The sequence below is a fragment of the Streptomyces sp. PA03-3a genome, assembly GCF_033792735.1.
Taxonomy (GTDB): Bacteria; Actinomycetota; Actinomycetes; order Streptomycetales; family Streptomycetaceae; genus Actinacidiphila.
Map to the genome: position 1 here is coordinate 77,930 of NZ_JARAVM010000009.1, position 13,000 is coordinate 90,929.

Annotated in this window: 12 protein-coding genes; 2 read left to right on the plus strand and 10 right to left on the minus strand. The window is 74.1% G+C overall.

The genetic code is table 11. The features are described 5' to 3' along the window. Positions 1-40 precede the first annotated feature (40 nt). Positions 41-493 carry a YchJ family protein gene (locus tag PV342_RS13350; protein ID WP_500317217.1) on the minus strand — a complete coding sequence of 151 codons (453 nt, stop codon included), beginning with the start codon at positions 491-493 and terminating at the stop codon, positions 41-43. A gap of 111 nt (positions 494-604) precedes the next feature. On the opposite strand from PV342_RS13350, the gene PV342_RS13355 reads away from it, so the two are divergent. Next, the gene (locus tag PV342_RS13355; protein ID WP_400798215.1) at positions 605-1,507 is read left to right on the plus strand and encodes a DcsG N-terminal domain-containing protein; all 903 of its coding nucleotides are present in this window, start codon (positions 605-607) and stop codon (positions 1,505-1,507) included. Positions 1,508-1,510: 3 nt separating this feature from the next. Here the strand turns inward: PV342_RS13355 and PV342_RS13360 are convergent, their stop codons facing one another. From PV342_RS13360 to PV342_RS13390, 7 genes are all read right to left on the minus strand, one after another. Beyond that, the gene (locus PV342_RS13360; protein WP_400798218.1) at positions 1,511-2,272 is read right to left on the minus strand and encodes a uracil-DNA glycosylase; all 762 of its coding nucleotides are present in this window, start codon (positions 2,270-2,272) and stop codon (positions 1,511-1,513) included. Positions 2,273-2,392: 120 nt separating this feature from the next. Next, a complete protein-coding gene (locus tag PV342_RS13365) occupies positions 2,393-4,651 on the minus strand; it encodes an MMPL family transporter (RefSeq protein WP_500317219.1) in 2,259 nt (752 codons plus the stop codon). A gap of 48 nt (positions 4,652-4,699) precedes the next feature. Continuing rightward, the gene (locus PV342_RS13370; RefSeq protein WP_500317221.1) at positions 4,700-5,362 is read right to left on the minus strand and encodes a TetR/AcrR family transcriptional regulator; all 663 of its coding nucleotides are present in this window, start codon (positions 5,360-5,362) and stop codon (positions 4,700-4,702) included. Positions 5,363-5,488: 126 nt separating this feature from the next. Next, positions 5,489-6,643, minus strand: coding sequence for a spore photoproduct lyase family protein (locus PV342_RS13375; RefSeq protein ID WP_400798227.1), 1,155 nt, complete (start codon positions 6,641-6,643; stop codon positions 5,489-5,491). Positions 6,644-6,679: 36 nt separating this feature from the next. Next, entirely contained in the window at positions 6,680-8,047 is a 1,368-nt protein-coding gene (locus PV342_RS13380) for a cytochrome P450 (RefSeq protein ID WP_500317223.1), read from the minus strand. Positions 8,048-8,687: 640 nt separating this feature from the next. After that, positions 8,688-9,491 carry a DUF3152 domain-containing protein gene (locus PV342_RS13385; RefSeq protein ID WP_500317224.1) on the minus strand — a complete coding sequence of 268 codons (804 nt, stop codon included), beginning with the start codon at positions 9,489-9,491 and terminating at the stop codon, positions 8,688-8,690. Positions 9,492-9,717: 226 nt separating this feature from the next. After that, positions 9,718-10,428, minus strand: coding sequence for a TetR/AcrR family transcriptional regulator (locus tag PV342_RS13390; protein WP_391576137.1), 711 nt, complete (start codon positions 10,426-10,428; stop codon positions 9,718-9,720). Positions 10,429-10,545: 117 nt separating this feature from the next. Here PV342_RS13390 and PV342_RS13395 point away from each other — a divergent pair, with 117 nt between their 5' ends. Beyond that, positions 10,546-11,766, plus strand: a complete 1,221-nt coding sequence (locus PV342_RS13395; RefSeq protein WP_400798236.1) for a saccharopine dehydrogenase family protein — start codon at positions 10,546-10,548, stop codon at positions 11,764-11,766. On the opposite strand, the gene tgmB is transcribed toward PV342_RS13395, so the two are convergent. Together tgmB and tgmA are read right to left on the minus strand one after the other, a co-directional pair. Further along, positions 11,733-12,689, minus strand: coding sequence for an ATP-grasp ribosomal peptide maturase (gene tgmB, locus PV342_RS13400; protein ID WP_433428507.1), 957 nt, complete (start codon positions 12,687-12,689; stop codon positions 11,733-11,735). The two genes, PV342_RS13395 and tgmB, sit on opposite strands and share 34 nt — an antisense overlap. Positions 12,690-12,704: 15 nt before the next feature. Further along, positions 12,705-12,896 carry a putative ATP-grasp-modified RiPP gene (gene tgmA / locus PV342_RS13405; protein WP_018562451.1) on the minus strand — a complete coding sequence of 64 codons (192 nt, stop codon included), beginning with the start codon at positions 12,894-12,896 and terminating at the stop codon, positions 12,705-12,707. Between the last annotated feature and the right edge of the window lie 104 nt (positions 12,897-13,000).

Below are 13,000 nucleotides of genomic sequence, written 5' to 3' on the forward strand. Positions count from 1 at the left end.
CGTTCCTCGCCCCCGGCTGTCCTGTTGTGCGGTTCGGGGCTCAGGGCAGGGGCGCCACGTAGACCCAGGCGCCGTCGTGGCGGACGAAGCGGCTGTTCTCCTCCATCACCTCGTGCTCACCGCGCACGCCGTAGTGCGCGCGGAAGGCGACGGTGCCCTCGCTGTGGAAGGCGCTGCCGTCGGTCGTGGCGAGGATCTCCAGCCGTTCCCAGCGCACGTGGTGGTCGAGGTCCAGCTCCGCGGGCCGCGTCTGCGGGTGCCAGGTGCGCAGCACGTACGCCATGTCGTGCACCGCGTAGGCGCTGTAGCGGGAGCGCATCAGGGCCTCGGCGGTGGGGGCGGCGGCATGGCCCGAGTGGTACCGGCCGCAGCAGTCGCCGTACGCGGCGGGCAGCCCGCAGGGGCAGGGCGCGCCGGGGGAGTGCGGCACGGGACGGGTGTGGGGGCGCGGGGCGGAACGGCGGCCGGGGCGGGACTTGGGCATGCCGCCCATTGTGCACCGCCGCCGCGAGCCCGCCCGCAGGCCCCGTGACCACCGGCGATTCCGCCCGGGTAGCCTGCGGGACGGCAAAGATCTCCGCCCGCCCGACCCCGAGGAGCCCCCGTGCCGCAGCCGAGGATCGCCCTGGTGACGACCGCGCACCTCCCGGAGGGCACCGTCGACCGCGACCTGCCCCTGCTGCGGGACGCCGTCGCCGCCGCGGGCGCCGAGGCCGCGGTCGTGCACTGGGACGATCCGGACGTCGAATGGGCCGGATTCGACCTGGCGCTCATACGCTCGACCTGGGACTACACCTGGCGCACCGGGGAGTTCCTGGCCTGGGCGGACCGCTGCGGTGCCGCGACCACCCTGCTCAACCCGCCCGCGGTCGTGCGCTGGAACTCCGACAAGCGCTACCTGGGCGAGCTGGCCTCCCTCGGCGTTCCCGCGGTCGCCACCCGCTACCTGCCGCCGGGCGGCGGCACCGACGGGCTGCCCGCGGACCACGAGTTCGTGGTCAAGCCCGCGGCGGGCGCGGGTGCCCGCTATGCCGCGCGCTACCGCCCCGGGCAGCACGAGCAGGCGCGGGCGCACGTGGCGAGGATGCACGACGAGGGCATCACCGCCATGGTCCAGCCCTACATGCCGCGGATCGACACCACCGGCGAGCGCGCCCTGGTCTTCCTCGGCGGCCGCTTCCTGCACGCCATCGCCAAGAACGCCGTGCTCTCCCCGGACACGCGCTACGACCAGCGCAAGGTCGCCCACCCCGGCGTGCGCCCATGGACCCCGACGGAGGCCGAACTGGCCGCCGCGGAACGGGCGCTGGCCGCCGTTCCGGGCAGGCCGGAGCTGCTCTACGCCCGGGTGGACCTGGTCGACGCCGAGGACGGCACGCCGCGCGTGATGGAGCTGGAGCTCATCGAGCCCAACCTGTTCCTCAAGGACCACCCGGACTCGCTGCCCGAGGTCGCCGGAGCGATCGTGCGTGCCGCGGGCCGAGCCGCAGGTCCCGCGGCGGGCTGAGCCTCAGCGGGTCACGGGCAGTCCGGCCCGCTCGCCGGCCGCCGCCAGGACCTCGCGCAGCATGGCGGGGGTGAGCCGCCCGGTGAAGGTGTTCTGCTGGCTGACGTGGTAGCAGCCGTACAGGTGCAGCGGCGGCTCCCCCTCCGTGGGGGCCGCCAGTTCCACGTGCGCGCCGTGCCCGAAGCGCGGCAGCGGGCGCGGCAGCCGGTACCCGGCGCCGCCGAGCACGGGCAGCAGCGCCTGCCAGCCGAACGCGCCGAGGACGACGATCGCGCGCAGCGTGGGCCGCAGCAGCTCCAGTTCGCGCACCAGCCACGGGCGGCAGGTCAGCCGCTCCCGCGGAGTGGGCTTGTTGTCGGGCGGCGCGCAGTGGACGGGCGCGGTCACCCGCACCCCGTACAGCTCCAGGCCGTCGCCGCGTTCCGTGGAGGTGGGCTGGGAGGCGAGGCCGACGGCGTGCAGGGCCTCGAACAGCACGTCGCCGGAGCGGTCGCCGGTGAACATCCGGCCGGTGCGGTTGCCGCCGTGCGCCGCGGGGGCCAGACCGACCAGGGCCAGCGCGGCGTCCGGCGGGCCGAAGCCCGGCACCGGACGGGCCCAGTACTCCCACCCCGCGTAGGCGCGGCGCCGGACCCGGGCGGTCTCCTCGCGCCAGTCGACCAGCCGCGGGCAGGCCCGGCACCCGGTCAGCCGCTCGTCGAGCACGGCCAGGTCCTGCGCCCGGGGGGCGGCGAGGGCGGGGAAGTCCGCCGATTCCTGCTGCACCTGCGTGCCGTCCCTTCGCGGCCGGTACGGCGCTCGTACGGCCCGCCCCCACGCTACCCAGCCCCCGGCCCCGCCGCAGAGGCGGCGGGGCCGGGGCACGCGGCGGTGCGTACGCGGGGTTCAGACGCGGGCGGGCTCCGGCTCGGCCGCCGGACCCGGCGCCTCGAGCTCGTCCGCCGTGTCGGCGGGGCGCAGCCCCTCGCCCTCGACGTCGACGTTCGGCAGGATCCGGTCCAGCCAGCCCGGCAGCCACCAGGCCCGCCGGCCCAGCAGTGCCAGCACCGCGGGGACGATGGCCATCCGCACGACGAAGGCGTCGAAGAAGACGGCCGTCGCCAGGCCGAAGCCGATCGACTTGATCATCGCCTCGTGGGATCCGATGAAGCCGGCGAAGACGGCGATCATGATGACCGCGGCGGCGGTGACGACCCGGGCACTGTGCCGGAAGCCGGTCACGATGGCCTGCCCGGGCCGTTCCCCGCGGACGTGTGCCTCGCGGATGCGGGTGACCAGGAAGACCTCGTAGTCCATGGCGAGACCGAAGACCACGCCCACCAGGAAGATCGGCATCATCGACATGATGGGGCCGGTCTGCTCGACCCCCAGCAGCGAACCGAGCCAGCCCCACTGGAAGACCGCGACGACGGCTCCCAGTGCCGCCATCACCGAGAGCAGGAAGCCGAGGGCGGCCTTCAGCGGGACGAGGACCGAGCGGAACACGACGATCAGCAGCAGGAAGGCGAGGCCGACGACGAGCGCCAGGTAGGGCAGCATCGCGTCGGTGAGCTTCTGGGAGGTGTCGATGTTGAGTGCCGTGGTGCCGGTGACGGAGACCTCGGCCCCGGTACGGTCCGTGATCCCGGCGCCCGCGGCGCGGATCGCGCCGACCAGTTCCTCGGTCTCGCCGCTGCTCGGCTTGGACGCGGGGACCACGGTGATGATCGCGGTGTCCCCGGCCTGGTCGAAGGTCGCGGGGGTCACGGCCGCCACGTCGTCGAGCCCCTTGAGGTCCGCGGCGACGTCCCGGACCGCGCCCCGGGGGTCGTCGGTGCCCTTGGCGTCGGTGACCACGACGAGCGGGCCGTTGAAACCGGGCCCGAATCCCTCCGAGAGCAAGTCGTACGCCCGGCGCTGGGTGGTCGAGACGGGCTGCGACCCGTCGTCGCCGAGACCGAGTTCGATCGAGCCGGCGGGCACGGCCACCGCGCCGAGGGCCGCGACGCACAGCAGCAGGACGGCGACGGGGCGCCGGATGACGAACCGGGCCCAGCGGGTGCCCATGTTGGGGCGCTCCGCGCGGGGCGCGCGGTGGGCGTGGTGGGCGTGGTGCCGGGCGTCCCCTCCGCGGCGGCGGAAGAGGCCGCCGGCGTTCGCGGGCCGGACGCGCTTGCCCGCGAAGCCGATCAGCGCGGGTACGAGGGTGAGGGCGATGAGGACGGCGATGACGACCGTGCCGGCGGCGGCCACGCCCATCTTCGTCAGCATCGGGATGTCGACGACGGACAGGCCCACCAGCGCGATCACGACCGTCAGCCCGGCGAAGACCACCGCGGAGCCCGCGGTGCCGACGGCGCGCCCGGCCGCCTCCTCGCCCCGCCGCCCCTCGGCGAGTTCGGCGCGGAAGCGGGAGACGATGAACAGGGCGTAGTCGATGCCCACGGCCAGGCCGATCATCATGGCCAGGATCGATGTGGTGGACCCCAGGTCGAGGGTGCTCGCGAGCGCGGTGATGGAGCTGACGCCGATCCCGACGCCGATCAGCGCGGTGAGAAGGGGCAGCCCGGCGGAGACCAGGGAGCCGAAGGTGATCACCAGCACGACGGCGGCGACGGCGATGCCGATCACCTCGGTGGCCCCGGTCTCCGGCGCCGTCTGGAGGGCGTCACCGCCGATCTCCACGGTCAGTCCGCTGTCGCGGGCGTGCTCGGCCGCGGTCTCCAGGGCCTCGCGGGAGGAGTCCCGCAGTTCCATGCCGGGAACGTCGTACGCCACCCTCGCGTAGGCGATCGTCCGGTCCCTGCTCACCGCCCCGGCCGTGTACGGGTCGTCGACCGAGGCGACTTCGGCGCCCTGCCGCAACTCGCTCACGGCCTTCCGGACGGCCTTCTTGCCGGCGGGTTCCGTCAGCCTCTCGCCGGAGGGGGCCTTGAAGACCACGCGTGCGGTCGCGCCGTCGGCGCCGGTGCCGGGGAAGCGCTCGTCGAGGAGGTCGAAGGCCTTCTGGGACTCGGTGCCGGGCACGGAGAGGGACGAACTGCCCGCGGCGGGCGCGTTGGCGGCGCCGACACCGGCGAGGGCGAGCAGCGCCACCCAGATCAGGACGACGAAGTGCCGTCGCCGGAAGGCGAACCGGCCGGTCCGGTAGAGGAATGTGGCCACGGGGTGTACTCCCTGTCGGGTTCGAGGGGCGGTGGAGGACGGTCGCCGTCAGGGAGCGGACCCGGCGGCGGGGTCGGTGCCGGGGGTGGGGTCGGGGTCGGGGTCGGTGCCGGGACGGAGGCCGAGCGCGGGCAGGATCACCGCGTCGAGGAAGGCCAGCAGGTAGGCACGCGTGGGCGGCAGGTCCTCGAGCACGTTCCGGGTGAAGAAGGCGCCCAGCAGCATCTGCAGGAGATAGGGGAGCGCCGGGTCGTCCGCGCGGATCTCCCCGCGGTCGACGGCGCGCCGCAGCAGGGTGTCGAGGCCCGAGCGCTCCGGCTGGATCATGACCTCGTGCAGTGCGCGCATCAGGTCGGGGTTGCCGTGCAGGGCCATGGCCAGGCCGCGCATGAGGGCGCAGTCGCGCTCCAGTTGCCGGTCGTCGTCGAGGGTCAGCAGGGCGCGCAGGTCGCCGCGGAGGCTCCCGGTGTCGATGTCCCCGGGGCCCACGGGCCTCCCGTGCCGCAGGGCCATGGCGACCAGCGCGGCCTTGCCGCCCCACTGGCGGTACAGGGTGGCCTTGCTGCAGTGACCGCGGGCGGCGACGGCGTCCATGGTCAGGGCCTCGTAGCCGACCTCGCGCAGCAGGTCGAGCGTGCTCGCGTGGACCGTGGCCTCGCGTTCCGGGGAGAGGCGGCTGCCACGGCGGGTGGTGACGACCGGTGCGGTCATGGACCTTCTCCGTCCTGAACGAAACGGTTTCGTACTCATCAGAGCATAGAGTTGTGGCTCATCGAAACGAAACGGTTTCGTACGTGGGCTGTGTCACGCCGTGGACGGGAACTTCCGCGGGGATCCTCAGAAGGCGTAGCGAACGCGGAGCCACGGCGCGTGCTCCGCGGCGAGCGCCAGCAGTCGGCGTACGGACGCCGCCTTCTCCGCCGCGCGGTAGCGCACGTTGAGGTCCCCGTTCTGCGAACGCTTGGGCTCCTGCAGCCCCGGGCGCCACAGCAGTTCCTCGGCCCGGGGGTGCCAGCCCAGGTTGACCTCGTGCAGCCCGGAGTTGTGGGTGAGCATGATCACCTCGGCCGCTGCCTGGGACTTCACCGCCGCCGGAAGGACGTCGTCCAGGTGCCGGAACAGCTCCGCCCACGCGCCCTGCCACCCGGGGCGCACCACGACCGGCGACAGGTTGAAGTGCACCTCGTACCCGGCCTCGAGGAAGTCGCCCGCGGCGGCGATCCGTTCGGCCACCGGGCTGGTCCTGACGTCCAGCAGCCGGGAGTCCTCGGGCGGCATCAGCGAGAAGCGGATCCTCGTACGCCCGCGGGGGTCGAACCCCAGCAGGTCGGGGTTGACGAACTTGGTCGCGAAGGACGCCTTCGCCGTGGGCCACCGCCGGAAGGCAGCCACGAGGTCGGCGGTGTTGTCGCAGATCAGGGCGTCCACCGAGCAGTCGCCGTTCTCACCGACGTCGTACACCCACGCCCGCGGGTCGCACTGGTTCGCCTCGGGCTTGCGGCCCTGCTCGGCGACATGCCGGGCGATGCGGCCGATGATCCGGTCGATGTTGGTGAAGGTGGTGACCGGGTTGGCGTAGCCCTTGCGGCGCGGAACGTAGCAGTAGGCGCAGGCCATGGCGCAGCCGTTGGAGGCGCCGGGCGCGATCCAGTCGGCGGAACGGCCGTTGGGGCGGACGGTCAGCGTCTTCTTCACCCCGAGGACCAGGGTCCGCGTCTTCACCCGCACCCAGCGCGCCGCGTTGCCCTCGTTGCCGTGCAGGCCCGGGATCCGCCAGTGCGACGGCACCTCGACGACCTCGGCGTCCGGGAAGCGGGCGAGGATCTCGCGCCCCCGCGGGGAGGCGGCCGCTTCCGGCTCGGCGTACACGGTGCCGACGTCCAGCAGCCGTGCGGCTGCGGGGGAGTCGCGGAACGACGCGCCGCCCACCACCGGCTTCCGCGGGGGCAGGACGTCGTCGAGCGGGAACAGCCCGTCGGGTTCCTGTGCCACTGTCGCGAGCCTACCCGCACCGGCGGGGCAGCCGGCTCAGACGGCGCGCAGCGTCGCGGTCACCTCCCGGCCCGGCTGCAGGGTCAGGCCCGGGCGCGGGGGGATCTCGCCGGGGTCGACGTCGACGTGGAAGCGCCGGGCCAGGGTGGCCAGCACCAGCACCGCCTCCACCATCGCGAAGCGCGCGCCCAGGCAGGCCCGCGCGCCGCCGCCGAAGGGGAACCAGGCGTGGTCCGGCAGAGCGGCGGCCTCCTCGCCCTCCCACCGCTCGGGCCGGAACTCCCCGGGCGCGGGGAACCAGCGCGGGTCGCGGTGCGCGCTCCACTGGCTGGACCACAGCACCGTCCCCTCGGGGACCGGCCGCCCGTCGAGCACGGAGTCCTCCTTGGCGATGCCGGTCATCAGCCACACGGGAGGGTAGAGCCGCAACGTCTCCTTGACGACCTGCTCGGTCCAGCGCAGGTCCTTGAGGTCGTCGAAGCGCGGGTCGCGGTCGCCCAGCACCCGGGAGAGCTCGTCGGTGAGCCGGTCGCGTGCGGCGGGGTTCCGCGCGAGCAGGTACCAGGCCCAGGTGAGGGTGGTGCCCGTGGTCTCGTGGCCGCCGATGTAGAGCGTGACCGCCTCGTCCCGGACCTCCCGGTCGGTGAGCGGGCGGCCCCCCTCGTCGACGGCCGCGAGCAGCCGGCTCAGCAGGTCGTCGCGCTCCTCGCCGCCGCGCCGCCGGGCGTCGGTGACCCGGGCCACCTCCGCGTCGATGACCCGGACCGCCGCCTTGAGTCTTCTTCGGCCCGGCGTCGGAACCCACGGCGGCAGGAACAGCGTGACGCCCCGGAACTCGTCGCCGATGGCGCGCTGGGCGACGTCCATCGCCCGGCCGATCACGTCCTCCCGTCCCGCCGTGTCGGCGCCGAACAGGGTCCGCACCGCGATCCGCTGGGTGAGGGCCAGCATCTCCCGCCGCACGTCGATGCGCCTGCCCGCGCACCAGCGTTCCGCGGTGGCCGCCGCGCTCTCCGCCATCGTGGCCGCGTACGACCGGACCTGACGGGGGCGGACGGCGGGCTGCACCAGCGCCCGCTTGCGGCGCCATGCGGGACCCTCGCTGGTGACCACGCCGTCCCCGAGCACCAGCTTGAACGCCCAGCCGAGTTCGGGATGGCGGAAGACGGTCTCCACGCCGGTCAGCAGTTCGCCGATGTGCTCCGGCCGGGACAGGAACAGCGCACGCTGCGGGCCGAGCCGCCAGCGCACGAGGTCGCCGTGCCCGCGCAGCGTGACGAAGAAGGCGAGCGGGTCGCGGGCGAAGGCCGGGAGACTGCCGATCAGCGGCAGACCTCGTGGGCCGGGGACGGGCAGGACGTCCGCAGCGGCGTCCTCGGGCTGTGCTGTGGTCTCCGCGGGCATGTCGTCCTGTCCTGGGCTCGACGGCGGGGCACGGGCAGAGCGGTCCGCACCCCAGCAAACCGGCGCGGCGCCCCGTGCGCCAGAGGGCCTCGGGGCGTGGCTGCGGGGCCGCCTTCGGGGGGTCGACCGGGCGGACCCTCCAGCGGGGCCTGGGTGAGGCGGTCCGAGTCCGGCCGGAGTCCGCGCCGGGCAGGGGAGGCGACCCGCGGAGCGACCACCGGCCGGGTAGGCGTGTCCAGCGGCGAGGCGGCGAGATGCCGACGGGAACGAGGGCATGGGGAGGGGCGCGGTCGCGCTCGGCGGTTCAGCCCGGGGAGGTGTCACGGGGCGTCGGAGTACGGCATGGCGCGGCCGGCCGGATGACGGGGCGAGGCGGGTGTGCGCCACCGCGTGCCTGCCGGGGGTGGCGACAGGCCGGAGTTGCGCGAGCCGCCGGGCGGCCGTGCCGAGCAGGCCCCGGCGGCTGGGCCGGGGGCGGGTGTAGCCCGGCGGGTTCGCGCTCGACGGGTCGAGGACCCCCGCTGCGCGGCGTCGATGGCCCGCTCGGCCCAGGCGCCACCGGCCGGTCAGCGGCACCGGGGGAAGGACGCGGACCCTCCGGTGTTCGGGCGGTCACGGGACGGCGGTCACGGGACGGCGGTCACGGGACGGCGGGGCCGGTGATCGCGTGGCCGTGGCGGTCGTAAGGCCAGGCGTTGGGGGTGCAGCCGTGGAGGCCCTTGATCTGCTGCATCATCGCCGGGGCGGGGCGCCCGGGGCCGGGGCAGCCACGATGGCCGCGGCCGAGGCGGTGGCCGACCTCGTGGTTGATGATCAGGGCCCGGTACTCGGCCGGGCGGCCCTTGTAGTAGGGGCTCAGCAGCACCCAGCGCTTGAGGTTGACCACGACGTCCTTGCCGCCGCTGCAGTTCACCTCGCCGCCGGTGTCCAGGCCGTACTCGGCGCACAGCGCGTCCGTGGTGTCCGGGGTGGCCAGGCGCACGAGGAAGTCGTACGGCGGTGAGTCGACGCGGCGGAAGGCGGCGCCGGCCGTCGTCCAGCCGCGCTTGTCGGCGAGTATGCGGTCGACCTCCGCGGCCACCGAGGCGGCGGAGAAGCCGGTGCCGTCCTCGACCTCCACTCCGTACCGCAGCGGGGTGCCGTGACCGATGGTCCGCGAGGTGCCGGGGGCCTCGGTGAACCTGCCGTCGCCGTGCTCGGGCACCTGCGACCGGGCCGGCTTCGGCTTCGCCGTCCGGGTGGGGGCGGGCGACGGCACGGCGGAGGCGGCCGGTCCGTGCTCGGCGGCCGCGGGAGCAGTCCGCTCGCCCGCGTTCCGCCCGGCCGTCACGGCGTACAGCCCCACGGCGCAGACCGCGAGGACCAGCAGGACCGCCAGGCGCGGCACCGCCGTGCGCCGCCGGGGCCCCGTCGCCGCAGGCCGGTTCGTCCGGGAGCGTGTCATGTCCCACACTCCGTACGGCCGCGCTTGAACGGGCGCCGGGCGCCGAGCCCGCACGACCGATGCCGCGGTCCTTCGGCCGTCGCGTCCGCGAGTGCCTCCTCGTCCACCACGACCGGATCCCGCACCTTCACCAACCCCACTCGCTCCGTCGTACCGGGACCCCCGCAGGTCACGGGCGGGTCCGGCCCTCCAGTATGCGGAGTCGAGGTGAACGGGAGACGGGCCCTCAGTCCTGCCGCGACGCCGCCAGCCGGGCCGTGGCGCTGTCGAGCAGCATGTCGAGCGCGGTGGGGTAGGCGCTGCGGTTCATGCGGGCGACGAGCAGGCCGGCGGTGGCCGCGATGTGCGGATGGGTACGCGCAGGCAGCCGCGCGTACGTCTCCCGCCACACGTCCCTGTCGGCGGCGCGGGCGGCCTCGGGGAGGGCCAGCGTCGCCGCGTCCAGCGCGGCGAAGGCCAGGGCCTGGTCGATGAAGGCCTGGTAGATCGCGACCGCGGCGGGGTCGGGGAACCCGGCGGTGCGCAGGATGCCCAGGACCGCCTCGTCGGCCGCCGTCTCGTGGGCGCGCCCGGAGACCCGGCTGGCGGTGAGCACCGCCGCCTGCGGGTGGGCGAGGTAGGCGGTGTGGATGCGCAGCCCCAGGCCGCGCAGGTCGCTGCGCCAGGCGCCGGTGGACTCCCAGCCCTCCATCGCCCGGCCCATCAGGTCGTCCGCGATGGCCAGGGTGAGGTCGTCCATGCCGCGGAAATAGCGGTACAGCGTGCTCGGGTCGGCGCCCAGCGCGGTGCCGAGCCGCCGTACGGTCAGCCCGGCCGAGCCGTGCTCGTGCAGCATGCGCAGCGCGGTGTCGACGATCAGCCGGTGCGAGAGCACCGCCCCGTTCCTGGTGGGGCGGCGGCGCCGGCGTGCCGCCTCCTGGACCACCCTCTTGGGCACGAGCCCCTCCCTTCGCGCAGCGCCGAGCTTATGCCAACACCATTGACCATACGTCGGGGGGCGGCGTTTCATCCCAGGGCAGAGGCGCCTCCGCCTCGGAACGGAGACTTGTCAGCCATGCGTGTACTGCTTGTGGGAGCCGGCGGGGTGGGTACCGCCATCACCCGGATCGCCGCCCGTCGCTCGTTCTTCGAGGCCATGGTCGTCGCCGACCGGGACCTCGCCCGCGCCGAGGCCGCCGTGGCGGCCGTGGACGACGGGACCGGCCGGTTCTCCGCCGTTCCCGTCGACGCCTCCGACGAGGCCGCGGTCACCGCGCTGCTCACCGAGCGGCGCTGCGACGTCCTGCTCAACGCCACCGACCCGCGCTTCGTGATGCCCCTGTTCGGCGCCGCCCTCGCCGCCGGCGCCGACTACCTCGACATGGCGATGTCGCTGTCCCGACCGCACCCGGAGCACCCCTACGAGGAGTGCGGGATCAAGCTCGGCGACGCCCAGTTCGAGCGGGCCGCCGAGTGGGAGAAGGCCGGACGGCTGGCCCTGGTCGGGATGGGTGTGGAGCCGGGCCTGTCGGACGTCTTCGCCCGCTACGCCGCCGACGAGCTGTTCGACACGATCGAGGAGATCGGGGTGCGCGACGGCGCGAACCTCACCGTCGACGGCGTCGACTTCGCGCCGTCGTTCAGCATCTGGACCACCATCGAGGAGTGCCTCAACCCGCCGGTGGTGTACGAGGCCGGACGCGGCTGGTTCACGACCGAGCCCTTCAGCGAGCCCGAGGTCTTCGACTTCCCGGAGGGCATCGGGCCCGTCGGTTGCGTGAACGTCGAGCACGAGGAGGTGCTCCTGATGCCGCGCTGGGTCGACGCCGGACGCGTGACCTTCAAGTACGGCCTGGGGGAGGAGTTCATCGGCACCCTCAGGACCCTCCACCAGCTCGGCCTGGACCGCACCGGACCCGTCACCGTGCAGAGCGACCGGGGGCCGGTCCGGGTCAGCCCGCGGGACGTCGTGGCCGCCTGCCTGCCCGACCCGGCCACGCTGGGCGAGCGCATGCACGGCAAGACCTGCGCCGGAACGTGGGTCAAGGGGACGAAGGACGGCCGGGCGCGCGAGGTGTACCTGTACCACGTCGTCGACAACCAGTGGTCGATGCGCGAGTACGGCTCGCAGGCCGTCGTCTGGCAGACGGCCGTCAACCCCGTCGTGGCCCTGGAGCTGATGGCCGCGGGCACCTGGGCGGGCAGCGGAGTCCTCGGTCCCGAGGCCCTGGCCCCGCGTCCCTTCCTCGACCTGCTGACCTCCTACGGCTCCCCGTGGGGCGTGCGGGAGTCCTGACAGCCGGCCAGCCAATCGGCGATGGCCGCGGTGATGGGCTGCCCCGTCGCCAGCTCGACGAAGCCGAACTGGCCGCCCTGGTTGCACTCCAGGAACCACCAGGTCCCGTCGGTGTCCTCGGCGAAGTCGAAGGCTCCGTAGGCGAGTCCGGCCGCGGCCATGTACTCCCGCACCGAGCGCCCTATGCGCACCGGTGGCTCCACGGGCTCCCAGTCGGCGTCCTCGGGGCTGTCGAACCGGCCGTCGACCTGGTCGGGACCGGACTTCTTGCGGGCCGCGAACAACCCCGTCCCCACACAGGTCAGGCGGATGTCGGCGGCCTTGGGTATGTACTGCTGCAGCAGCGTCGGCCCCGCCGCGACCGCGGAGAAGTCGGCGTCCGGGGCGACCAGCGTGGTCGGCAGCGCCATCGGCGGATCGCCCGGGTGCGTGCCGGAGACCGCCTTGACGACCAGCTGCGGATGCTGCTCGGCGAACTCCCGTGCCGCCTGCGGGAAGGTGGTGATGAGCGTGGCGGGCACCGCGAACCCCGAGTGGTGCGCGGTGAACAACTGCCATGGCTTGTAACGGGCCTGGGCCGCGGCGGCCGGGTGGTTCATCCACCGGGCCCGCACGCAGCGCAGCGCCCCGTACAGTGCCGCGCCGGCCTCGGCGGTCAGCCACTCGGACTGCTCCGCCGCGCCGGCGCCGGGTGTGCCGGGTCTTCGGATCCAGATGGAGCGCACGCTGTCCATGCTCACCATGCGCTCCTGGACCGACAGGTACCCGCGTACGTCACCGCGTACGTACTCGGCGGACATGGAGACCTCGCCGGGCAGATCCGCAGGGTCCAGGCGGACCACCGGCGTCCCGCGGTCGTGCAGCGCCGCCACCACCAGGTCGGCGGTCACGTCCTCGGGGGAGGTGAGGATCAGGACGGTCATGGGGGTTCGGGGTGCTCAGTCGTCGAAGTGCGTCTTGGAGCCGGCGGTGGAGACGGTGGCGGCCGTGGCGAGCAGCAGCGCGCGGTCGGTGATGACGGGGCGTCCGTCGGGGAGCACGTTCAGCTGCAGGGCGGAATCGTAGGTGTACGGCGCTACGAATGTTTCGGGTGTGGCCGGCCGGGCATGAATCAGCGCGAACGGTCGCATGGCTTCTCCTCACTTCTCCTGCGCGTCGGGCAGCAACCAGCTCCAGTGCCCAACTGCGGCCCTACGTATGAGACTCACGTGGTGCCCCGAACCGTTCCCTGTAA

Coding starts and splice junctions, on each gene's coding strand:
- tgmB (WP_433428507.1), bottom strand. CDS start 12,689: ATGACCGTCCTGATCCTCACCTCCCCCGAGGACGTGACCGCCGACCTG.
- PV342_RS13385 (WP_500317224.1), bottom strand. CDS start 9,491: ATGACACGCTCCCGGACGAACCGGCCTGCGGCGACGGGGCCCCGGCGG.
- PV342_RS13395 (WP_400798236.1), top strand. CDS start 10,546: ATGCGTGTACTGCTTGTGGGAGCCGGCGGGGTGGGTACCGCCATCACC.
- PV342_RS13350 (WP_500317217.1), bottom strand. CDS start 493: ATGGGCGGCATGCCCAAGTCCCGCCCCGGCCGCCGTTCCGCCCCGCGC.
- PV342_RS13370 (WP_500317221.1), bottom strand. CDS start 5,362: ATGACCGCACCGGTCGTCACCACCCGCCGTGGCAGCCGCCTCTCCCCG.
- tgmA (WP_018562451.1), bottom strand. CDS start 12,896: ATGCGACCGTTCGCGCTGATTCATGCCCGGCCGGCCACACCCGAAACA.
- PV342_RS13380 (WP_500317223.1), bottom strand. CDS start 8,047: ATGCCCGCGGAGACCACAGCACAGCCCGAGGACGCCGCTGCGGACGTC.